22 protein-coding genes are annotated in these 21,554 nt (G+C 71.7%); 18 read left to right on the top strand and 4 right to left on the bottom strand.

The window, feature by feature from the left end:
* Positions 1-24 precede the first annotated feature (24 nt).
* The 7 genes from O7617_RS32030 to O7617_RS32000 are packed head-to-tail and all read left to right on the top strand — an operon-like array spanning position 25 to position 5,353.
* On the top strand, positions 25-771 hold the full coding sequence (locus tag O7617_RS32030; RefSeq protein ID WP_348774207.1) for a CoA-transferase: 747 nt from the start codon (positions 25-27) through the stop codon (positions 769-771).
* A complete protein-coding gene (gene pcaH / locus O7617_RS32025; protein WP_282260289.1) occupies positions 768-1,517 on the top strand; it encodes a protocatechuate 3,4-dioxygenase subunit beta in 750 nt (249 codons plus the stop codon). The genes O7617_RS32030 and pcaH overlap by 4 nt, the downstream gene beginning before the upstream one ends.
* Positions 1,510-2,082, top strand: coding sequence for a protocatechuate 3,4-dioxygenase subunit alpha (pcaG, locus tag O7617_RS32020; protein ID WP_282260287.1), 573 nt, complete (start codon positions 1,510-1,512; stop codon positions 2,080-2,082). The genes pcaH and pcaG overlap by 8 nt, the downstream gene beginning before the upstream one ends.
* Entirely contained in the window at positions 2,057-3,397 is a 1,341-nt protein-coding gene (pcaB, locus tag O7617_RS32015) for a 3-carboxy-cis,cis-muconate cycloisomerase (protein ID WP_282260285.1), read from the top strand. The genes pcaG and pcaB overlap by 26 nt, the downstream gene beginning before the upstream one ends.
* Positions 3,394-4,173, top strand: coding sequence for a 3-oxoadipate enol-lactonase (gene pcaD / locus O7617_RS32010; RefSeq protein WP_282260283.1), 780 nt, complete (start codon positions 3,394-3,396; stop codon positions 4,171-4,173). Before pcaB ends, pcaD begins: the two co-directional genes overlap by 4 nt.
* Entirely contained in the window at positions 4,170-4,550 is a 381-nt protein-coding gene (pcaC, locus tag O7617_RS32005) for a 4-carboxymuconolactone decarboxylase (protein ID WP_282260282.1), read from the top strand. The genes pcaD and pcaC overlap by 4 nt, the downstream gene beginning before the upstream one ends.
* Entirely contained in the window at positions 4,547-5,353 is an 807-nt protein-coding gene (locus O7617_RS32000) for an IclR family transcriptional regulator (RefSeq protein WP_282260281.1), read from the top strand. The genes pcaC and O7617_RS32000 overlap by 4 nt, the downstream gene beginning before the upstream one ends.
* On the opposite strand, the gene O7617_RS31995 is transcribed toward O7617_RS32000, so the two are convergent.
* A complete protein-coding gene (locus O7617_RS31995) occupies positions 5,344-5,508 on the bottom strand; it encodes a hypothetical protein (protein WP_282260280.1) in 165 nt (54 codons plus the stop codon). The genes O7617_RS32000 and O7617_RS31995 overlap by 10 nt on opposite strands.
* A 38-nt stretch (positions 5,509-5,546) precedes the next feature.
* Here O7617_RS31995 and O7617_RS31990 point away from each other — a divergent pair, with 38 nt between their 5' ends.
* The 3 genes from O7617_RS31990 to O7617_RS31980 all read left to right on the top strand — a co-directional run bounded on the left by O7617_RS31990 (position 5,547) and on the right by O7617_RS31980 (position 8,561).
* Complete coding sequence (locus O7617_RS31990; RefSeq protein ID WP_282260279.1) at positions 5,547-6,875, top strand: SWIM zinc finger family protein; 1,329 nt, start codon at positions 5,547-5,549, stop codon at positions 6,873-6,875.
* Positions 6,876-7,007: 132 nt separating this feature from the next.
* Entirely contained in the window at positions 7,008-7,577 is a 570-nt protein-coding gene (locus O7617_RS31985; protein WP_282260278.1) for a sigma-70 family RNA polymerase sigma factor, read from the top strand.
* A gap of 18 nt (positions 7,578-7,595) precedes the next feature.
* Complete coding sequence (locus tag O7617_RS31980) at positions 7,596-8,561, top strand: CU044_5270 family protein (protein ID WP_282260277.1); 966 nt, start codon at positions 7,596-7,598, stop codon at positions 8,559-8,561.
* A 71-nt stretch (positions 8,562-8,632) separates the two neighbouring features.
* On the opposite strand, the gene O7617_RS31975 is transcribed toward O7617_RS31980, so the two are convergent.
* Both O7617_RS31975 and O7617_RS31970 read right to left on the bottom strand, forming a co-directional pair.
* Positions 8,633-9,709: an SMP-30/gluconolactonase/LRE family protein gene (locus O7617_RS31975; protein WP_282260275.1), complete on the bottom strand. Its 1,077-nt coding sequence runs from the start codon at positions 9,707-9,709 to the stop codon at positions 8,633-8,635.
* 258 nt (positions 9,710-9,967) lie between these two features.
* On the bottom strand, positions 9,968-12,298 hold the full coding sequence (locus O7617_RS31970; RefSeq protein WP_282260274.1) for a S1 family peptidase: 2,331 nt from the start codon (positions 12,296-12,298) through the stop codon (positions 9,968-9,970).
* Between the two features lie 422 nt (positions 12,299-12,720).
* On the opposite strand from O7617_RS31970, the gene O7617_RS31965 reads away from it, so the two are divergent.
* The 5 genes from O7617_RS31965 (at position 12,721) to O7617_RS31945 (ending at position 17,072) form a co-directional block, all read left to right on the top strand.
* Entirely contained in the window at positions 12,721-13,899 is a 1,179-nt protein-coding gene (locus O7617_RS31965; RefSeq protein ID WP_282260273.1) for an aminotransferase class I/II-fold pyridoxal phosphate-dependent enzyme, read from the top strand.
* A gap of 127 nt (positions 13,900-14,026) precedes the next feature.
* Entirely contained in the window at positions 14,027-14,701 is a 675-nt protein-coding gene (locus O7617_RS31960) for an HNH endonuclease family protein (RefSeq protein ID WP_282260272.1), read from the top strand.
* An 82-nt stretch (positions 14,702-14,783) separates the two neighbouring features.
* Positions 14,784-15,626, top strand: a complete 843-nt coding sequence (locus O7617_RS31955) for a helix-turn-helix domain-containing protein (RefSeq protein ID WP_348773822.1) — start codon at positions 14,784-14,786, stop codon at positions 15,624-15,626.
* Positions 15,627-15,804: 178 nt separating this feature from the next.
* Positions 15,805-16,710, top strand: coding sequence for an alpha/beta hydrolase (locus tag O7617_RS31950; protein ID WP_348774206.1), 906 nt, complete (start codon positions 15,805-15,807; stop codon positions 16,708-16,710).
* A 5-nt stretch (positions 16,711-16,715) separates the two neighbouring features.
* Positions 16,716-17,072 (top strand): DNA polymerase ligase N-terminal domain-containing protein, encoded by a 357-nt coding sequence (locus O7617_RS31945; RefSeq protein WP_282260269.1) that lies wholly within the window; start codon positions 16,716-16,718, stop codon positions 17,070-17,072.
* Between the two features lie 32 nt (positions 17,073-17,104).
* On the opposite strand, the gene O7617_RS31940 is transcribed toward O7617_RS31945, so the two are convergent.
* Entirely contained in the window at positions 17,105-17,824 is a 720-nt protein-coding gene (locus tag O7617_RS31940; RefSeq protein ID WP_282260267.1) for a VOC family protein, read from the bottom strand.
* A 179-nt stretch (positions 17,825-18,003) separates the two neighbouring features.
* Here O7617_RS31940 and O7617_RS31935 point away from each other — a divergent pair, with 179 nt between their 5' ends.
* From O7617_RS31935 to O7617_RS31925, 3 genes are all read left to right on the top strand, one after another.
* The gene (locus O7617_RS31935) at positions 18,004-18,642 is read left to right on the top strand and encodes a TMEM175 family protein (RefSeq protein ID WP_282260265.1); all 639 of its coding nucleotides are present in this window, start codon (positions 18,004-18,006) and stop codon (positions 18,640-18,642) included.
* 193 nt (positions 18,643-18,835) lie between these two features.
* Entirely contained in the window at positions 18,836-19,606 is a 771-nt protein-coding gene (locus O7617_RS31930; protein WP_282260263.1) for an ABC transporter ATP-binding protein, read from the top strand.
* A complete protein-coding gene (locus O7617_RS31925) occupies positions 19,591-21,552 on the top strand; it encodes a hypothetical protein (protein ID WP_282260261.1) in 1,962 nt (653 codons plus the stop codon). The genes O7617_RS31930 and O7617_RS31925 overlap by 16 nt, the downstream gene beginning before the upstream one ends.
* The last annotated feature ends 2 nt before the right edge of the window (positions 21,553-21,554 follow it).

Raw genomic sequence — 21,554 nt, 5'->3', positions numbered from 1 at the left:
ACGACCGGCTGGACCGCCGACGAGATGATGACCGTCGCCGCCGCCCGCCAACTGCGCGACGGCACCGCCTGCTTCGTCGGGATCGGGCTGCCCAGCACCGCCGCGAACCTGGCCCGGGCCACCCACGCCCCGAACCTGGTGCTCATCTACGAATCCGGGTGCCTCGGCGCGAAGCCGGACCGGCTCCCGCTGTCCATCGGCGACGGGGTCCTCGCCGACACGGCGGACGCGGTGGTCCCGGTGCCCGAGGTGTTCAACTACTGGCTCCAGCCCGGCCGGATCGACGTGGGCTTCCTCGGCGCCGCCCAACTCGACCGGTACGGCAACATCAACACCACTGTCGTCGGAGGTGACTACGACGCCCCGACGGTCCGGCTGCCCGGCGCCGGTGGCGCCCCCGAGATCGCCGCCTCCTGCGGTGAGGTCGTGGTGATCGTCCGGCAGGACCTCCGGACGTTCACCGAACGGGTCGACTTCGTCACCTCGGTCGGGTACGGGACGGGCCCGGGCGACCGGGAACGACTCGGCCTACGCGGTGGAGGCCCCCGAGTGGTGATCACCGACCTCGGCGTCCTCGAACCCGATCCGGTCACCTGCGAACTCACGCTGACCCGCCTGCACCCCGGCGTGACGCGGGAGCAGGCGCGGGCGGCCACCGGGTGGGACCTCGCCGTCGCCGAGGGGCTGACCACGGGCGAGCCGCCGACCGCGCGGGAACTCGCGGTGCTGCGGGCACTGGAGGCGACGAAGGCTGACGGGAGACGACGATGACCACCCAGGACACCCCGGTCGCTGGCGACCTGGTGCTACCGAGCTACCGGCGCGACGACGTCGACGCCCACCCGCCCCTGCTCAGTCCCGGCTACAAGTCGACTGTGGCACGGGCGCCGAGACACCCACTCGTCCACCTGCCGCAGCGGCTGACCGAGGTCACCGGGCCGCTGCTGGGGGAGGGGCGGCTCGGCGACCTCGACCACGACCTGACCCGCCAGCACGACGGTGAGCCGCAGGGACAGCGGATCATCGTGCACGGCCGGGTCCGCGACGGTGACGGGCGACCCGTGCCCCGCACGCTCGTCGAGATCTGGCAGGCCAACGCCGCCGGCCGCTACCGCGACGCCCGGGACACCTGGCCGGCACCGCTCGACCCCAACTTCGACGGGGTGGGCCGGGCGCTCACCGACGACCAGGGGCGGTACCGGTTCGTCACCGTGCAGCCCGGCGCATACCCCTGGCGCAACCACGACAACGCGTGGCGGCCGGCGCACATCCACTTCTCCCTCTTCGGCCGGGCGTTCACCCAGCGGCTGGTGACCCAGATGTACTTCCCGGGTGACCCGCTCTTCTTCCAGGACCCGATCTTCAACTCGGTACGCGACCCGAAGGCCCGGGAACGGATGGTCGCCCGGTACGACCACGCCGGCACCGCACCCGAGTGGGCGCTGGCGTACCAGTTCGACATCGTGCTGCGCGGCCGGGAGAGCACCCCCTTCGAGGACGAGGACGACGATGAGTGAGCGGTTGGGCGTGATGCCCGCGCAGACCGTCGGGCCGTACCTGAACATCGGTCTGCGCTGGCCCGACGGCCCGTACGTCGTGCCCGAGACCACGCCGGGAGCGTTCTGGATCAGGGGTCGGATCGTCGACGGCACCGGGACGCCGGTGGTCGACGCGATGGTGGAGAGCTGGCAGGCCGATCCGGACGGCCGGTTCGACCACCCGGACGACCCGCGCGGCGCCCGCCCACCCGCGCTCGCGGGCTTTCGCGGCTTCGGGCGCAGCGAGACCGACGGGCAGGGGTGGTACCGCCTGTGGACCGTCAAGCCGGGCGCGTTGCCCGCGCCGGAGGGCGGCACCGAGGCGCCCCACCTGACCCTGTCGGTGTTCGGGCGGGGGCTGCTGCACCGCCTCGTCACCCGGCTCTACTTCCCCGACGAGTCGGCGGCCAACGCCGTCGACCCGGTGCTGCGCACTGTCGACGCCGACCGCCGGGACACCCTGCTGGCGCAACCCGCGACCGACGGGATCCGGTTCGACATCCACCTGCAGGGCGACCGTGAGACAGTCTTCTTCGCCGTCTGACGGGCTGCTCGGCGGCGTCTCCGGCGTCCCGGACGTCGACACCGAACTCGGCGACCCGTCAGTGCTCCAGGCGATGCTCGACGTGGAGGCGGCCCTCGCCCGGGCGGCGGCGGACGTCGGCGTCCTGCCCGCCCCGGCGGCCGAGGCGATCGTCGAGTGCTGTCGGGCCGACCGGTACGACCCGGGGGCGCTCGGCCGGGCGGCCGACGAGGCGGGCAACCCGGTCGTCCCGCTCGTGCGCGAGCTGACCGCCGCCGTACCCGAGCACGCCCGTGGCTGGGTGCACTTCGGCGCGACCAGCCAGGACGTCCTGGACACCGCGCTGGTCCTGGTGTCCGTACGGGCGCTCGGGCCGCTGCTGCGACACCTCGACGCCGGGGTGGACGCCGCCGCCCGGCTGGCCGACGCACACCGGGACACCGTGCTGGTCGCCCGCACCCTCGGGCAACAGGCGGCACCCACCACGTTCGGGCTCAAGGCCGCCGGTTGGTTGACCGGTCTGATCGAGGCCCGGGACCGACTGCGTCAGGCCCAGGCCGCCCAACCGGCGCAGCTCGGCGGGGCGGTCGGCACCCTGGCCGCGTTCGGCCCGGCCGGCGCGCAGGTCGTCGAGCGGTTCGCCGCGCACCTCGGCCTCCCGTCGAGCCCGCTGCCCTGGCACACCCGCCGACAGCCCTGGCTCGACCTGGCCACCGCCCTCGGCGGGCTCCTGGTGAACACCGGCAAGGTGGCGCTCGACGTCGGGCTGCTCGCGCAGAACGAGATCGGCGAGGTCGCCGAGGGTGGCACCGGCCGGGGTGGCTCCTCGGCCATGCCGCACAAGCGCAACCCGGTGGACTCGATCCTCGTCACCGCCGCGGCGCGGCGCGGCCCGGGTCTCGTCGCCACAGTGTTCGCCGCCGCGGTGCAGGAGCACGAGCGGGCCGCCGGTGCCTGGCACGCCGAGTGGGAGCCGGTGCTCGACCTGCTGCACGTGGCCGGCGGCGCGGCCGCGCGCTGCGCACGGATGCTGGGCGGGTTGCGGGTCCACCCGCAGCGGATGCGGGAGAACCTCGACGCGACCGGCGGGCTGGTGCTCGCCGAGGCCGTCGCCGCGCGCCTGGCACCTGTCGTCGGTCGCGGCGTCGCCCACGACCTGGTGACCCGCGCCGCCGTCGGACCCTCGTTCCGCGCCGCGCTGCTCGCCGACCCGGCGATCCGCGCCCACCTGTCCGAGGCCGAGATCGACGAGACGCTCGACCCGTACCGCTGGCTCGGCTCGGCCGACCGGTTCGTCGACCGCGCCCTGGCCGCCGCCCGGGGAGCGGACCGGTGACAGTCCGGTTGCACCTCGCCGTCGACGGCCCGCAGGACGCGCCGACGCTGCTGCTCGGCAGCTCCCTGGGCACCGCCGCCGCGATGTGGGAGCCGCAGATCCCGGCGCTCGCCGAGCGGTTCCGGGTCGTCCGATACGACCACCTGGGCCACGGGCGCTCGGCGACGCCGCCCGGGCCGTACACGATGGATCTTCTGGGCCGGGAGCTGCTGCGGACGCTGGACGACCTGGACGTGCCGTGGGTCCACTACGCGGGGTTGTCGCTCGGCGGCATGGTGGGCATGTGGCTCGCCGCGCACGCGCCCCACCGGGTGCGGCGGATGGTGCTGCTCTGCACGTCGGCGTCGCTCGGTCCGCCCGAGCAGTGGCACGAACGGGCGGCGACGGTACGGGCCGCCGGTCTGCCGACGATCGCCGACGCGGTGGTGGCCCGCTGGTTCACCCCGGCCTTCGCCACCACCCGGCCGGACGTGGTCGCCGCTCACCGCGCCATGCTGACCGCGATACCCCCGGACGGCTACGCCGCCTGCTGCGAGGCGATCGCCGCGATGGACCTCCGACCCGCCCTGGGCCGGATCACCGCGCCGACGCTCGTCGTCGCGGGGGCGGACGACAGGGCCACCCCGGTCGACCATGCCCGCGAGATCGTCGGGGGCATCGCGGGGGCCCGACTGGTGGTGGTCGGCCCGGCGGCGCACCTGGCCAACGTCGAGCAACCCGAGCAGGTGGGCCGACTCCTGCTGGAACACCTGCACGAGGAACCCGGTGCCAGATGAACGACAGCGAGCGGCACGAGACGGGCATGACGGTACGCCGACAGGTGCTGGGCGACGCCCACGTGGACCGCGCCATCGACGGCACCGACGAGTTCACCGCCGACTTCCAGGACTTCATCACCCGGTACGCCTGGGGTGAGGTGTGGAACCGCCCGGGCCTCGACCGGCGTACCCGTAGCTGCATCACCCTCGCCGTGCTCGCCACCCTGCACCACGACGAGGAGTTGGCGATGCACGTCCGAGCGGCGCTGCGCAACGGGTTGAGCCCGGCGGAGGTGGCGGAGGTCCTGCTTCAGGTCGGCGTCTACGCTGGCGTACCGGCGGCGAACCGGGCGTTCAAGGTGGCCCGGGAGACCCTGCGACAGGAGGCCGGGTGAGCGTGAGCGAGGACGCGGCGAGGTCGCCGGAGTTCGTCCAGTCACTGGAACGCGGCCTTGCGGTGATCCGGGCGTTCGACGCCGAACACCCGCAGCTCACCCTCAGTGAGGTGGCCCGCAGGACCGGGCTGACCCGGGCCGCGGCGCGCCGGTTCCTGCTCACCCTCGTCGAGTTGGGCTACGTGCACACCGACGGCCGGCTCTTCTCGCTGCGCGCGCGGATCCTCGAACTCGGCTACGCGTACCTGTCGGGTCTGAGCCTGCCCGAATTGGCCCGGCGGCACATGGAGGCGCTGGTCGCGCAGGTGCACGAGTCCTGCTCGGTGTCGGTGCTCGACGGCGACGAGGTGGTCTACGTGGCCCGCGTACCCACCAAACGGATCATGACGGTGGGGATCAGCGTCGGCACCCGCTTCCCCGCCTACGCCACCTCGATGGGCCGGGTGCTGCTCGCCGCGCAACCGGTGGACTGGTTGGACGACTACCTCGCCACGGCGGAGCTGCGGCAGCTGACCCGACGCACCGTCACCGACCCGGCGAAGCTGCGCGCCGCCCTGACGAAGATCGCCGCACAGGGGTACGCCATCGTGGACCAGGAGTTGGAGGAGGGGCTGCGGTCGGTGGCCGCACCGATCCACGGCGAGAACGGGTCGGTGATCGCCGCGGTGAACGTCTCCGCGCACGCCAGCCGAGGGTCCTTCGAGATGATCCGTCGGGAACTGCTCCCGCCGCTGCTGGTCGCCGCGAGGCGGATCGAGGAGGACGTCCGGGGCGGCCCGAGCCACCGCGCCGGTCAGGCGTAGCCGAACAGCGGGGGGAAGACCAGGACCACGAACCACGCCCATCCGGCGTACACCGGCAGGTAGCCGGTCTGCCATCGTTCGAGGGCCGCGAACGGCGCGCGTCGGCGGATGAAGGTCAGCAGGAGCCACGCCGACCATGCGAGGTTGACCAGCACGGCCGTGAGTGTCGGTAGGGACTCCTACGGTGTGTCCCGTGAACGCCGTCCAGACGTACCGATATCTTCAGCCGTCGGCTCTGCGCGCCGCCGGCCTCGACCTCCAGACCAGCGGCGGCCCGTCCGCCAACCCGCGTTTCTTCTCGGGGTTCCTCACCACCCCGGCGGCAGCCGCCGCCGGCCTGCTCGCCGTGGCCGAGGTGGCCCGCACCCGCTACCACCAGCCGGTCAGCCCCGCCAGCCTGGACCCGGTCGTCACCGGCAGCCGCGAGCGGTTGCGCTTCGAGTCGTTCTCCGGCTGCTGCGGCGTGTACGCCCGGATGGACGTGGTCCCGGCCGGCTTCGACGGCGAGGTCGTCGGGCACGGCACCACGAACGTGGACGTCAACCCGCCACTGCGCGAAGCGCTCGCCCGGGTCGGCGGGATCGAACCGCTGCACGTGGCGGTCGGCCCGGACGACCTCACCGTCTCCACCATGGACGGTGCCCTGGTGGAGCGGAAGGTGCCACTGCCGCGCCGCTGGTTGCGCGGCTTCGCCGAGGTGCAGGTGCTCACCGCCGGCTTCGAACCGCGCGCCGAGATCCCCGCCGCCGAGGCGGTGGCGTTCCTGCGCCGGCTGCCCGGCGCCCGCGACCGCTCGGTGCTCTGGGCGGTGCCCGCCGGGCGCACCCTCCGACTGACCTCGCGGCCGGTGCCCGGTGCCGTCTGCCTGGCCGGCGCGGGCCGGCTCGCGGCACTGCGCGGGCTGCTCCGGCACGCGCGGAGCCTCCGGGTGTACGGGCCGGCGGTGCGCCCCGGGTCGCCGGCCGTGCCGAGCACCTGGGAACTGGACACCGGCGCCCTGCGGCTGTCCCTGACCCTCTCACCCGAGCCGTACCGGGGGTTCTCCGGCGAGGGCGCCGCCCTGCTCGCGCTCGCCGGTGACGACGTGATCGACGACGCGGAGTTGGTGGGCGGGCTGCTCGCCTGGGATCCGACCGTCGACGTCGCCGCGCTGGCCGACGCGACCGGGTTGCCCGACGACCGCGTCCGCGCCGCGCTGGCCCAGCTCGGCACCGCCGGGCGGGTCGGGTTCGACGTCGCCGAGGGGGCGTACTTCCACCGCGCGATGCCCTACGACGCGGGTCGGGCCGAACGGGACAACCCTCGCCTGGTCGGCGCGCGGACGTTGGTGGAGCAGGGCGCCGTCCGCCGCGACGAGGAGCACGCCACGGTACGCAGCGGCGACGAGGACTATCGGGTCCGCCGACTGCCCGACGGGAGCTTCACGTGTACCTGCCGTTGGTGGGCGAAGCACCGGGGGCGGCGCGGCCCGTGCAAGCACGCCCTCGCGGTCGCGATCAGGCACTCCATGGCCGCACCCTGACCTGCTGGTACGTCCGTGTCGGTTGCGCCGGGCGGGTCCCGCGCGTCGTCCACCCGTTTCTCCCGCGACGTTGTAACACCCGCGTCCCGCCGTACGAAGAAGGGGTGTGACGGCAACCAGAGGGGACGGCCTGTGAGTGACCCCAGTCCATCCGACGACGACATCTCCGGCATCGGCGTCGATCCGGTGGCCTTCGCGGTGTTCTACCGAAGGCACGTGGAGGCGGTGAGCCGGTTCGTGGCGCGGCGGGTCGACGACCCGCACCTGGCCGCCGACCTGACCGCCGACGTGTTCCTGGCGGTGATCGAATCCGCGGCCGGCTACCGACCGGACCGGGGCAGCCAGATCGGCTGGCTCTTCGGGGTGGCCCGCAACGTCATCGGTGACGAGCGGCGTCGGGCGGCCCAACGGCTGCGAGTGTCCGGCCGCCTGGCCGGACGACGGGACCTGGGTCCGGACGACATCGCCCGCATCGAGGAACGGATCGACGCCGAGTCGGCGGCCCGCCGCACCTATCGGGCGCTGCGCGAGTTGCCCGAGGGCACCCGGACGCTCGTCGAACTCGTCGCCGTGGACGGCCTCACCGTCGCGGAGGCGGCGACCGCACTCGGGATCTCCCCGGTCGCCGCCCGGGTCCGTCTGCATCGTGCCCGTCGCGTCGTCCGCGCCGTGCTCGCCCGCCCGGCCGCCACCCTCGCCTGATGACACGGAGATGACCCTGTGCACACCATCGACCAGCCGCCGCGCGGCTTCGAAGAACAACTCCTCACCGATCTGACGGCCCACGTCAGCCAGCGTGCCGAGAAGGCCGGGGCGACCCGTTCGGCCGGACGCCGTAGGCGCTTGCTTCCCGGTTGGCGCCTCGGCGGAGCGTTCGGGCTGGCAGTCGCATTGACCGCCGGTGGTCTGGTGGTCCAGACCACGAGGGTGGGCGACCGCACGCCGCCCACGGCCAGCGCCTCGGAGATCCTCCGGCTGGCCGCCGACGCCGCCCGGCAGCAGCCCGAGCTCACCGCCCGACCCGATCAGTACGTCTTCACGGAATCCGTGACGACGTTCCGGGAGGAGCCGGACAGCGGCCCGTACATCGATTCACGGGTGCGGCTGTGGCAGTCGGCCGGGGGCGTCGCGCACACGCAGAGACGATACCGACTGGAGTCCGAGCCGAACGGGTGGACCGACCTGGAGGTGCTCCGCCTGGACGATCCGGGCGACCCCACCAAGGAACTCGACGTGTTCCCGCCGCCCGCGTACCACGGCGATCTGCCCGCCGACCCGGACGAGCTGTTTCGCTACCTCCGGGACCACCCGGTCGACCTGCACCTACCCGAAGGTGCCGACGAGGAGGCCGTCTACGGAGACGAGAGCATGGTGTACACCACCGCGCGGTCGATGCTCGACGGCTACGTGCCCCCGCGAGCGTTGGCGGCGCTGTACGAACTGCTGGCCCGGGAGCCCGGCGCGGTCGTCCTGTCGGGCGGTGTGGTGGACGCCGCTGGTCGGCCCGGCGTGGCGATCCGGGTGCCCGGCGCGATCGGCGGAAACACCGACCTCCTCTTCGACCGCGACACCCACGTCTACCTGGGCCGCCGCATGACGGTGATACGCAACGGCAAGGAGTCGCTGTACGGGGCCGGGGCGTTGATCCGGCTCGCCATCGTCGACCGGCCGGGCCAGCAGCCCTGACCACGCCGGCGCCCGGCTCGGGGCGGGCGCCGGCACCGGTCGAGGACAGATCCGCCGGAGCGCGTCGGGGCTCAGTAGGGATAGCCGGGCACGTCGAGCCGCACGCTGTACAGGCCCGAGTCGTACCGAGGGCCCGAGGTGACGAAGAGGGTCTGCCGGTCGGGCCCGCCGAACGCCACGTTTGTCGTGCCGGTGTTGCCGGACCGGATCGTGCCGAGCTGGACGCCCGCGGGGGAGTAGACGTGGACCAGCGAGTCGAAGCCCGACGTCCAGTACACGTTGCCGGCGCAGTCGATCGTGCCGCCGTCCGGGCCGCCGATGTAGTCGACGAAGACACTCCGTGCGCCGGTGCTGCCGTCGGGCTGCACCGCGTACTTGTAGATCTTGTTCTCCGCGTACGCCCCCACGTACAGCGCCGTTCCGTCCGGGGAGAGCGAGATGCCGTTGGGCTGGCGCAGCCGGTCGTCGACCAGCGACACCTGGCCTCCGGCGACGCGGAAGACGCTGGTGCGGCCGTTCATCTGGTCCGGGCGGTTGCCGCGCTGGAAGTTGGGGTCGGTGAAGTAGACGACGCCGTCCGAGCGGACTGCCACGTCGTTGGGCGAGTTGAACGCCCGGCCCTGGTGGTTCGCCGCGACGGTGCTGCGGCTCCGGTCGCTCAGCCGGTACGCGGAGACGCTCCGCTGGTCGTGGGTGGCCGCGATGACTTGCTGCCCGTCGGCGCTCAGGGCGAGGCCGTTGCTGCCGGAGTCGGCGAGGAACGTGTCGAAGGTCGACGGTGGGGTGAGCCGGTGGATCGTGGACGGTTGGACGTTGTCCGGCCCACTGCCGGCCGCCATGTCGGACACCAGCAGGTAGCCGCCGTCGGCGACCCAGACCGGCCCTTCGAGGAAGGCGAATCCACTCCGGATCTTCGTCGCGGTCAGGGAACTCGTCGGCAGCGGTGGCCCGTAGCCCGTGCCCGCCGGGCAGGCGCCGGGCGGCGTGCCCGGCGGGTTGGCGAGTGTCGCACCGGCTGCGGCGTGAGCGTTGACATGGACGGCGCGCGGATTGTCGGTGGGTGCTGCGACTGCCCCGGTGGGCACTGCTGCGGCACTGAGCGCGAGGCACAGGCCGGCCAGCGAGGCCGTGGTCGGACGCCAGTTCATCGAAGACTCCAATCGGCATCGGCCGGTCGTGGAGACCGGCGATCGACGGCGCGCGTGGTCGCGGGGGCGGCGCGGCGTGAGCGTGGCCGTTGCTCTAGGCATCCAAAGCATAGATGACTGAAGATCTTCTAGGTTGGCTCCGTGCCTGCGGTCCCGCTGGGCGGCGACCGGAAACGCAATGCGGAAAGTCGGTGCACGACGTGATCGCCGGCCGTGGCAGGGACTCGGATCCTCGTCCGCTGCCACGGCCGGCGGTCGTCACCTACCCGGGCCGACCTCGACGGCCGGTGCCCATCGGGTGACGTTCGACGCGACGCCAGGGAAGAGCAACAGCTTGCCGGTGGCGTCGTCGATGAGAAGGAGGTCGTCGTGGCCGTCCCGGGTGAACGAGCCGGTGAGCAGTTCGCTGCGGGAGGCCCAGGTGTCTCCGGGGACCTCCACCCGGGTGCCCCAGGTGGTGCCCGTGGACGTGCCGGGGTAGAGCCAGAGCTTCCCGGTGGCCTGTTCGACAGCGAGCAGATCGTCGTAGGCGTCCGGGTTGAACCGGCCGACCAGCAGTTCGTCCATGGAGGTCCATCCGCCGGTGCCGGCCACGACCGGGGTGCCCCAGGTGGTGCCCGCGGACGTGCCGGGGTAGAGCCAGAGCTTCCCGGTGGCCTGTTCGACAGCGAGCAGGTCGTCGTATGCGTCGCGGTTGAACTCACCGCTGGCGAGCTTGCTCATCGCGTTCCAGCCGCTGCGGCCGGCCTCGACCCGGGTACCCAGCGCGCCGCCGGTTGCCGTTCCGGGGTAGAGCCACAGCTTTCCGGTCGATGTCTCCACGGCCAGCAGGTCGTCGTAGTCGTCCCGGTTGAACCGGCCGCTGACCAGCTTCGTCACACTCTGCCAGTTGGTGCCGATCTGAATTCGATTGCCCCAGGTGAGGCCGGTGGCGGTGCCCGGGTACAGGAACTGCCGTCCGGTGAGAGTCTCCACCCCGATCAGGTCCTGGTAGGTGTCCCGGTTGAACTCACCCACGACGAGCTGACCGAGCCCGTACGGCTGTGGAGCCGGGCGGCGGCCGGCGGGCGGCACCGGAGTGCCCCAGGTGACCCCTTCGGCGATACCCGGGTAGAGCCACGACTGCCCGTTGGCGGCCTCGACCGCGAGCAGGTCGTCGTAGGCGTCGGCGTTGAAACGGCCGACCACGATCCCACTCATCGCGTTCCAGCCGCCGCGGCCGGCTTCGACGGGAGTGCCCGGGGCGGTGCCGGCGGCAGTGCCGGGGTAGAGCCACAGCTTTCCGGTCGAGGACTCGAGCGCAAGCAGGTCGTCGTATGCGTCGCCCCGGTTGAGTTGCCCACTGGCGAGCTTGCTCATCGCGTTCCAGCCGCTGCGGCCCGCCTCCACCCGGGCACCCAGACCCCCGCCGGCGGCCGTCCCCGGGTAGAGCCACAGCTTCCCGGTCGATATCTCCACGGCCATCACATCGTCGTACCCGTCGCGGTTGAACCGGCCACTGACCAGCTTGCTCATTGTCTGCCAGTTGCCGCCGATCTGGATTCGGGCGCCCCAGCCAACGCCGGCGGTCGTTCCCGGATACAGGAACTGCAAGCCGGTGCTGCTCTCCACGGCGATCAGATCGTCGACGGCGTCCCGATTGAACCGGCCCACCACCAGGTTCGTCATTCGGTTCCAGTCGGTAGCGCCGGTGTCGACCAAAACCCGCGGGCCCCAGCTGCCCGAGGTGGCTGTACCGGGATACAGCCAGAGCTTGCCGGTCGCCGGGTCGACCCCGATCAGATCCTCGTAAGCATCCCGGTTGAACTCACCCACCACGGGGGACGCGAGGTCGTACGGCTGCTCGGCGCGGACCTGCGTGAACCAGTCGGCCAGGTCGTCGAGTCGAACCCCGGTCGCGTCGGTGCGAGTCTCGGTCTCGCCGAGACAACCACCCTGCCACGCGGCGTGGTTGATCGCGACCAGCTCGATGCGGTCGCTGACCTGCCGGAACGCCGGCCCACCGGCGTCACCCCTGCAGATGCTCGCTCCAGTCGAGGTGCCGACGATGTCGATCGAGGCGGCGTCAACGGTGTCGACGATGAAACTCGCCGTATGGAGCCGGCTCGGGACCCACTCGGTGGCGGTCCGCCCATAGCCGCCGACCCGGATCAGCTCCCCGGCTACCGGTGCGGCACCCAGATCGGGCACCGCGACGTCCGTGACCGGGGCAGCCAATTCGACCAACGCCACGTCACGGTCCGGATGGGGTTCCACCCGGGTGACCGCGACAACGTGTCCACCGGTCCCGGTCAGGTCGGAACGGCCCACCGTCACCGTGGTGGGCCGAGTAGGCGCTCCCGCCGTGAGTGCCTGACCGTTGTCGACCAGACACTGCTTCGCGGTTACCACCCAGTCGAGGTCGATGAGGGCACCGCTGCAGGCGCGAACACCTCCGATGTCGATCTTCGTCACGAAGTCGTAGCTGCCGTCGGCGGGCGCAACGCCACCTCCGACCGCCTGGGCGGATGCTCCGGTCAGCGAGCCGGCGGCGAGGCCGAGCGCGATCAGGGCCGCCGCCCCTCCGGTACGGCTGCGTCTACCAGTCATGATTGACCCCTCTACGTTGACGTGGACCGCTCGTGACGTGAGGCGTCGACACCGTGAGGTGCGACGCGGAAACCACAGTCGGGAGATCTCACATCACCCCAGCGGACTTCTCACGCGTCGCGGGAGCGGCCACCCGGCTCGCGTTCAGCAGCACTCGGTCCAGTAGCGCGCGATGCCGAGGCTGACCCGTTGGCAGTCGGTCCTCAGACCTGAAGGCATCTGTCGAGCGCATGACGCCGAAATTCATACCTCACCCCCGTGACGTGGATGCGAGTCTATCGATGTGTGCGCGACTTGGGGTTCCGCCCGATCGACGGAACCGCGGGCGTCGGCGACAGCGGACACGCGAACGTCGCGCATGGGCCGGCCGTTGACCGGACGGTGTCCACCGGGTCCGAAACGCAGCGGACTAGGCTTCGGCCATGAGTGGTGTACTGAGTGTTGCCCGGGACTCGACGAACCCCCTTCGCCAGCTCACGATCGGCCAGCTCCGGCAACGGACCAGCCTGAAGTGGCGGGAGTACCCCGAGGACGTGCTGCCGCTCTGGGTGGCGGAGATGGACGTGCCGCTGGCCGAACCGGTCGCGCGGGCGATCACCGACGCCGTCGCGCGGGGCGACACCGGCTACACCGCCGGCACCGCGTACCCGCAGGCGCTGGCGGAGTTCGCTCGGCGTCGGTGGGGCTGGGACGGGCTGGCGGTGGAGCGCACGGCGCTGGTGCCCGACGTGATGCACGGCGTCGCCGAGGCGTTACGGTTGGTGACCGGTGTCGGGGACGCGGTGGTCGTCAACTGTCCGGTCTACCCGCCGTTCTACGAGTTCGTGACGCACGCCGGCCGGCGGATCGTGGAGGCGCCGCTCGGCGAGGACCTGCGGCTCGACCTCGGGGCGCTGGAGGACGCGTTCCGGCAGGCTCGGGCCGGTGGGAGGTCGGCCGCGTACCTGCTGTGCAGTCCGCACAACCCGACCGGTGTCCTGCACACCGCGGCCGAGTTGACCGCCGTCGCCGGTCTCGCCGACCAGCACGGGGTACGAGTCGTCGCCGACGAGATCCACGCCCCGCTGGTGACCGGGGGAGCGCGCTTCGTGCCGTACCTCTCGGTGCCCGGCGCGGAGAACGGCCTGTCACTGATGTCCGCCTCAAAGGGGTGGAACCTGGCCGGTCTGCGCGGCGCGCTGCTCGTCGCCGGCCCGGCGGCGGCGGGAGACCTCGCCCGGGTGCCGTTCGAGGCCAGTGTCAGCACCAGCCACCTCGGCGTGATCGCCCACACCGCCGCCTTCCGCGACGGCGAGACGTGGCTCGACGCCGTGCTGACCGGGCTGGACCACAACCGCCGGCTCCTCACCGCACTGCTCGCCGAGCACCTGCCGGCCGTCGGGTACCGCCCCGGCCAGGCCACCTACCTCGCCTGGCTCGACTGTCGCGCCCTCGGCCTCGGCGACGACCCCGCGAGCGTGTTCCTCGACCGGGGACGGGTGGCGCTCAACTCCGGTACGGCCTTCGGCAGCGGTGGAGCCGGTCACGTCCGGCTGAACCTCGCCACCGCACCGGAGCTGATCACCGAGGCGGTCCGCCGGATGGCTGCCGCCGTGGCCTGACGAGGCCGAACGGTCGGCAGCCGATCCTTCTGCTCAGAAGCTGTACGACAATTCTTCAGAAGCGGATCGATCGATGGCCATGGTCGCCGTAGATGGTTGTCCTCCACCCCCACGAAGGAGACCCCTGATGCCGACGACCCCATCCGCACCTCGCCGTGTCCGCGTGCTGCGGCGCGCCGCCGCGATCGCCGTCAGCGCGCTCGCGATGGCCGGCCTGGCCGCCACGAACGCCCAGCCCGCGTCCGCCACACCTCCCGGGATCCCCTCCAAGGCGACCGCGCAGTCGCAGCTCAACGCCCTGACCGTGGCAGCACAGGGCTCGAGCAGCGGCTACTCGCGGGACCTGTTCCCGCACTGGATCACCGTCAGCGGCAGCTGCAACACCCGCGAGCAGGTTCTCAAGCGCGACGGCACCTCCGTCGTCGTCGACAGCGCCTGCGCGGCCACCTCGGGTCGCTGGTACAGCCCGTACGACGGCGCGACCTGGACGGCGGCCTCCGACGTCGACATCGACCACGTGGTGCCCCTGGCGGAGGCGTGGCGCTCCGGCGCGAACTCGTGGACGACCAGCCGTCGGCAGAGCTTCGCCAACGACCTGAGCCGTCCGCAGCTGATCGCGGTGACGGACAACGTCAACCAGGCCAAGGGCGACCAGGACCCGTCCACCTGGCAGCCGCCGCTGTCGTCGTACCGGTGCACGTACAGCAAGATGTGGATCACCGTTAAGTACAACTGGGGTCTGACGTTGCAGTCGTCGGAGAAGTCCGCCCTGCAGAGCATGCTCAACACCTGTAGCTCCTGAGCACACAGCCCGGGCCCGGCGGCGCGTCCTGGTGACGCGCCGCCGAGGCCGGGCTGTGGTCGATGGGCCGTACGATCGTCACGTGCGTCCTGGTGGGCAGACTCGCGCCGGTGTGCCTCAGTGGGACATCGCCGTCCCGATGCGGCCGAGTCGGCTGGCGGGCACCACCATGGCGGGGTTCAGCGACCGGGCCAACAGTTTCGTCGACGTCGAGGTGATCCCTCACCCGGGCGTCACGATGGTCTTCGACCTCGGCGACCTCCCGCTGGTCATCGATGACGGCAACGGGCAGGAACGGCGAGGGCGTGTCGTCGCGGGGCTCGCTCCCAACCGTGTTCGCGGGCTGGGCCAGCCGGGCAGCTTCACCTGCCTTCAGGTGCGGATGTCGCCGGTGGTGGCGCACGCGGTCCTCGGTGCCGCGTCCGAGGTGAGCGGAGCTGTGCTCGACCTCGACGATCTCTGGGGAAGCGACGCCCTGCGGACCCAGGAACGGCTGCGCGCCGCCACGTCGTGGGAGGACCGGTTCGCGGTCGCCGAGGCCGCGTTGGCGCGGCGTCACGACGCGGGACGCGCGGTCGATCCGGAGGTCGCCTTCTCGTGGGGACGCATGGTGGACAGCCGAGGACGGCTGCGGATGGATCGACTGGCCGCCGAGGTCGGCTGGAGCCGTAAGCGGTTGTGGTCACGCTTCCGGTCGCAGATCGGCGTCACCCCCAAGCGGGCCGCCCAGCTCATCCGGTTCGACCACGCCGCGCATCTCCTCGCCGCCGGTCACACCCCGGCCGCGGTGGCGGCGGACAGCGGCTACGCCGACCAGTCCCACCTTCATCGGGACGTCACCACGTTCACCGGCTCGACGCCCGCGAAGGTGGCCAGGGCGCCGTTCCTCGCCGTCGACGATGTGGCGTGGCCGGTCCGGCGCTGACGCACCCTGACGCACTCGCGCAGAGCCGATGGCTGCCGGCCGGGAACATTCGTCCAAGCCACCCGAGGGCACCGACTGTGACAGTGAACTCCTAGCGTCGTCACGGCCAGGAGGACTCATGAGAACCACGGCTCCGCTCGGCACCCGTCTCCTCAGGGACACGCAGGACTGGGAAGCCATGAGCGACGACCAGGTGATCCTTGCGCGGGACAAGGCCAACCGGGCGGCGACGTCCCGAGCCGCCTGGATCGTCACCGGCCGTGTCGACCGTCGCGCCCGGGTTTCGGAGCAGACGATCGAGCTTCCGGGTCGCCGTCTGGTGCTGCGCGTACACCGACCGAAGGCCGCAGGCCGCGAGCTGCCGCTGATCGTGTCCTTCCACGGCGGGGGGTTCATCGCGGGGACGGCGGCACAGAACGACTGGCTCAACAGCCACCTCGCGGCCCGATGCCCCGCCGTGGTGGTGTCGGTGGAATACCGCCTCGCCCCGGAGCACCCGCTGCCCCAGCCGATCGATGACGGCTACGACACCCTCGTCCGGCTCGTCGAACACGCCGTCACCTGGGGTGTCGACCCGGGCGCTGTCGCGGTCATGGGTGAGAGTGCCGGCGGCACGATCGCCGCGCTCATCGCCCAGCGCGCGGCCAAGGACGGTCCGCCGCTCGTCGCCCAGGTACTGAACTACCCCGTCACCGACTGGACCGAGACCATGACCGGGTACCCGTCGATCGACGAGAGCGCCGACAATCCCACACTGCCGCTGTCTCGGTTGCGCGCGGCCCGACGGTTGAGCGTCCCGTCCACCGTCGACCCGCGCGGTGTGTCACCCCTCATGACCGACACCGTCGCGGGGCTGCCACCGGCACTCGTCGTCACGGCCGCGCTCGATCCGTTGGCCGACCACGGACGACACTACGTCGAGCGACTCCGCGAGGGCGGCATCGATGCTCGCCTGACCTGCTACCCGAGGGCCGTCCACACCTTCCTGAGCATCCCCGGCCTGGTGCCTGCGGCCCGCCCGGCGCGACGCGAGATCCTGGCCTTCCTGAGACGCCACCTGCACCCGGCCCAGCGGCGAGAATAGGAAGCGTGGCAGCTGCCTTCGTCCTGCACCACCACCGCAAACCACGACCGCACTTCGACCTGCGGCTCGAGGAGGAGGGCGTGCTGCGCTCCTGGGCGGTGCCCCGTGGCCTGCCGGACACCCCCGACGACAACCGCCTCGCGATCGCCGTGCCCGACCATCATCTCGATCACCTCACCTACGAGGACGCCGACAAGTCGATCGCCGACATCGGCACGTGGGAGGAGCACGACCGGACCGACCGCCGCATGCTGTTCACGTTGCACGGCCGCACCGGCCCACGGCGCTACGCGCTGATCCGTACCGGCGAGGGATGGCTGCTCCACCTGACGAAGGAACAACCGTCGGACGAGCGCGGGTAGCCGGTCCGGTCGCGGTTTCCGCGGAGGTCGGCTCAGCGCAGCGCTGCGGCGAGGTCGGCGGCGGCCTCGAACGTCGACGCGGCCCGTTCGGCCTCGTCCACGGTGAGAACGACACGGTCGACGCGAGCCAGCATCTCCGCCGCAGTCTCCCGGTCGTGCAGCACCATCGCCAGTTCGGCACGGTAGACGAGGACCTGCACCTGCGTGACCGGATCGTCGTCGGGTTGTGGGTGCGCGAGTGCGCTGTCCAGGATGCGGACGGCCTGGTGGGTGTCGCCCCGGGAATCGCCCTGCACGACGGCGTTCGCCAGGGCCTTGGCGAGCCGCCCGGTGGGCGACGGCTCCGGTGACTCGGTCGCGGCCGGGTCCTGCACCACGCGGATCCAGTTGCCACCGGGGTCGATGACGCTGAACCCGCCGAGCCCGTCGTAGTTCTTGCGTGCCCGAGGCCGCGTCATCCGCGGAATGCCGGCCATCAGCACCTTGCCGTACGCGGCCCGCATGCCCGCGGCGAATGCCCGGTGCAGTTCCTCGATGTCCGGGGTGAGGACGAGGCATGAGCCGTACGACTGCTCCGGGTCGAACCCGTCGAGCTCGAAGAAGTGCAGGTGAAGGTCTTCGCGTCGCATTGCCACGTACGGGTTGGGCCTGCGCTGGCGGTGCGTGCTGTGGAAGCCGAGAGCCTCGTAGAAGGTGGCGATGTCGTCGATCGACGCACAGGGCAGCAGGGGAACGGTCACCTCGTTGGTCATGGCTCATTCCTAGGCGACATCGAGGGCCTGTCGCCCATGGAAATGGCCGATCGTCGTCGGGCGCGGTCTGATCGGCGGATGCGGTCGGCCGTCATCGGCTCCCCTGGAGCCCGTCCACTGTTGAGCCGCGAAGCGTTGGAATGCGACGGTCACGGGTTTCGCCAACGCATAATCAGGGCGTGGAGTCCGATGATGACAATCCTCGGCTGGTGCGTCAGCCGGGCCGGCTGATCTCATTCAGCGACGCGGTCTTCGCCATCGCCGTGACGCTTCTGGTGCTGGAGATCCAGCCGCCGGAGGATTTCCGGCACCTCGTACGAGGGCTCGGCGCGCTGTGGCCGTCCTATCTGGGATACGCGTTGAGCTTCCTGCTCGTCGGGCAGGTGTGGGTCAATCACCACGTCATGTTCGACCGGGTCCGGCACGTCGACCGGCGGGTCCTGTTCCTCAACACGGTGCTGTTGATGGTCATCGCCTTCCTGCCGTTCTCCACCTCGCTGCTCGCCGACGCGATACGCGCGGACCTGGGACTTCGCACGGCGGTCGTCGTCTACGGTGCGACGCTGTGGACGGCGGCGGCCCTGTTCAACGTCATCTGGGCCCATCTTCGCCGGGCGGGGCTGCTGGACCCGGGCCTCGGTTCCGCCGGCATCCGGGCCATCGGCCGACGATTCGCGCTCGCGTTGGTCTGGATCGGCTCCGGCATCCTCGTGGGCGCGTTCGTGCCGATCGCGGGCGTGGTCATCATCGCCGGATTCCTGCCCGCCTACTACCTTCCCATCCGCGGCGAGTACGGCGAGGAGAGGGCGGCGGCCTAGTAGTGCTGTGTGGAGAGTCGGTCGCCTCGGCAAGGGCACCACGCCGTGTGCACGTGGTGGGATCATTGCCGCGCGACGCCCTGGGGAGAGTGCGGACAGCTCTACTGTCGCTGCCGGAGTGAGGGACCCTGCCGGGCTGTGTCCGACGCAGCCCATTCCGGTGACTGCCAGTCCACGACCTCCGGAGGTACCAGTGACGACCTCGACGCCCACGCCTGCTCTGCGGCTCATCGGGCTGTCCAAGGCATTCGGTGACAAGCGCGCCGTCGACCAGGTCGACCTGGAGGTTCCGGGCGGCTCCTTCTTCGGGCTGGTCGGCCCCAACGGGGCCGGTAAGACCACGTCACTGTCCATGGCCGTCGGGCTGCTGCGCCCGGACAGCGGTCGCGCCGAGATCTTCGGCGTCGACGTCTGGGCCGACCCGGTCCGTGCCAAGGAGTTGATCGGCGTCCTCCCCGACGGCCTCGGCATGCCGGAGCGGCTCACCGGCCGGGAGGTCCTCACCTACCTGGGCCTGCTGCGGGGCATGGCACCCGAGGCCGTCGCCGAACGCAGCCAGGAGCTCCTGGAGGTCCTCGAACTCGACCGGGCCGACAGCGCCCTGGTCCTCGAATACTCGACCGGCATGCGGAAGAAGATCGGCCTGGCCACGGCGCTGCTGCACGCGCCGAAGCTGCTGGTCCTCGACGAGCCTCTGGAGGCCGTCGACCCCGTCTCGGCGGCGACGATCAAGGTGATCCTCCAGCGGTTCGTCGCCGCCGGCGGCTCGGTGGTCTTCTCCAGTCACGTCATGCCCGTCGTCGAGCAGCTCTGCGACCACGTCGCGGTCGTCACCGGCGGCCGGGTGGTCGCCTCCGGCCCGCTCGACGAGGTACGCGGCGGCAGCACCCTGGAGAACCGGTTCGTCGACCTGGTCGGCGGCCAGCCGGTGAGCGCGGGGGAGCTGTCGTGGTTGGCCTCCTGATCCGGATGAAGCTGGCCGTCCTGCGGCACTCGATGACGGGGCGGCGCGCCGCCGACATGATCGGTGGCGGCGTGCTGGGTCTGGTCCTCGCCGGGGGCACGATCTGGCTCGCCGTGCACGCCTGGCCGGTCGACGGGCTGCCGCTCGACCTGGTCGGCGCGGCGTTCGCGATCTGGATGATCGGCTGGTTGTTCGGCCCGGTGCTGTTCGGTGGCGGCGACGAGACCTTGCGCCCGGAACACCTGGCGCTGCTGCCGATCCCGCCGCGCCGGCTCGCGTTCGGTCTGCTCGCGGTCGCTTTCGTCGGCGTCGCCCCGGTGGTCAGCCTGGTGGCCTTCACCGCGCTGGTCGTCGTCGCCCTCCCGGTCGGCGGCGTGGCCGTCCTGGTCGCGGTGCCGGTGGTGTTCCTCCAACTGGTGTTCGTGGTGCTCGCGTCCCGACTGGTCACCGCCGCGCTCAGCACGCTCATGCGCGCCAAGATCGGTGCGGTGCTGGCCGCTGTGATCAGCGGTGGCATCCTGGCGCTCACGCACACCGGCTGGGTGCTCAAACCCACCATCCAGTACGCCCTCACCGCCGGCTTCCCGGACGACCTGGCGGACTGGGTGCGCCGGCTGCCGTCCGGCTGGGGCATCGTCGCGGTGGAGGCCGCCGGTCGTGGTGACTGGCTGCTGGCCGCCGCCGTGCCGGCCGGGTTCGCCCTGCTCAGCGTGTTGGCGATGCTCGGTTGGTCCGCGTTGCTGGTCCGTCGGCTCAGCCACCGCAGCGCCAGCGGCCGCCCGGCCCGCGGTCGCACCGCGGTCCGGAGGGTCCGCGGTGGCGGTGTGCGAGCCGTCGTCGGTCGTGAGCTGCGCACCGCGTCGCGCGACCTGATGCGCTTCCACTACCTGGTCTTCTCGCTGGTCTACGCCCTGGCGTTCGGCCTGCTGCCGCTCCTGGTCGACCTGCCGATCTTCGTGCCGTTCGTCGGTGTCGCGTTCGGCATCTGGGCCGCCGCCGTCTCCGCCAACCTGTACGGCGAGGACGGCACGGTGATCTGGCAGACCGTACTCACCCCCGGGGCCGCCCGCCGGGACGTCCGTGGCCGCCAGTTCGCCTGGCTGCTGCTGACCGCCCCGGTGGTCGTGGTCCTCAGCGTCGTGCCCACCCTGCTCAGCGGGCAGACGTGGGCCTGGCCGTGGTTGGCCGCCCTGGTGCCGGCCCTGGTCGGCGGAGGCGCGGGCGTCATCGTGTTGATCTCGGTGCTGCGTCCGGTGCCGATGACCGATCCGCATCGGCGCAGCGGCAACCTCCTGGAGAACGGCACCGACTTCACCCAGGTGCTGCTCATGCTGGTGCTGGTCGCGGCGACCGTGGCCCCCGCCTACCTCACCGTCCGCTACGGCCCCGACTGGGCGGGCGTCGCGGTCGGACTGGTCACCGGCATCCTGCTGGCCTGGCTGTTCGGCGACCTCGCCGCGAAGCACCTGGAAGCCACCGGCCCCGACCTGCTGGCCACCATGCGGGCCGCCACCTCCCGCACGAGCAACCTCACCGGTGACGTCGACTGGGACCAGATCACGGCGTCCCTCGGCGGGGTGGATCTCGGTGAGAGCCGCCTCGGCATCGACAAGGCGTCGGCGGCTCGCCGTGCGGCCGTCTACGTGTGCTTCACCGTCTGCTGGGTCCCGCTTGTCGCACAGGGCATCGTCCCGGCCTTCCTGAAGTACACCGACCCCGGCCGCGATTCGTGGTTCGTGGCCCGCCTCGTCCCCGAGGCGCTGCACTGGCCGGTCGTCGGCGTCATGGTCCTGCTCGGCCTGGGCCTTGTCGCCGCGGGCTTCCACCAGCTCCGAACGGCCCGCGCGGAGAGCCGGCAGGCGACCGTGGACCGCGCGGGCCCTGCCGTCCCGATGTCGACAGGTCAGCCGGAGAGGATGGACGAACTGCTGCGCCGAGGGCTCTGACG

The sequence above is a fragment of the Micromonospora sp. WMMD1155 genome (assembly GCF_029581275.1).
In the GTDB taxonomy this organism is placed as follows: domain Bacteria; phylum Actinomycetota; class Actinomycetes; order Mycobacteriales; family Micromonosporaceae; genus Micromonospora.
Note: the sequence above shows the minus strand (reverse complement) of the source record. Positions and strands in the feature narration are given on the sequence as shown.

Coding starts and splice junctions, on each gene's coding strand:
- pcaH (WP_282260289.1), top strand. CDS start 768: ATGACCACCCAGGACACCCCGGTCGCTGGCGACCTGGTGCTACCGAGC.
- pcaG (WP_282260287.1), top strand. CDS start 1,510: ATGAGTGAGCGGTTGGGCGTGATGCCCGCGCAGACCGTCGGGCCGTAC.
- O7617_RS31965 (WP_282260273.1), top strand. CDS start 12,721: ATGAGTGGTGTACTGAGTGTTGCCCGGGACTCGACGAACCCCCTTCGC.
- O7617_RS31975 (WP_282260275.1), bottom strand. CDS start 9,709: ATGAACTGGCGTCCGACCACGGCCTCGCTGGCCGGCCTGTGCCTCGCG.
- O7617_RS31940 (WP_282260267.1), bottom strand. CDS start 17,824: ATGACCAACGAGGTGACCGTTCCCCTGCTGCCCTGTGCGTCGATCGAC.
- O7617_RS31960 (WP_282260272.1), top strand. CDS start 14,027: ATGCCGACGACCCCATCCGCACCTCGCCGTGTCCGCGTGCTGCGGCGC.
- O7617_RS31970 (WP_282260274.1), bottom strand. CDS start 12,298: ATGACTGGTAGACGCAGCCGTACCGGAGGGGCGGCGGCCCTGATCGCG.
- O7617_RS31950 (WP_348774206.1), top strand. CDS start 15,805: ATGAGCGACGACCAGGTGATCCTTGCGCGGGACAAGGCCAACCGGGCG.
- O7617_RS32030 (WP_348774207.1), top strand. CDS start 25: ATGATGACCGTCGCCGCCGCCCGCCAACTGCGCGACGGCACCGCCTGC.
- pcaC (WP_282260282.1), top strand. CDS start 4,170: ATGAACGACAGCGAGCGGCACGAGACGGGCATGACGGTACGCCGACAG.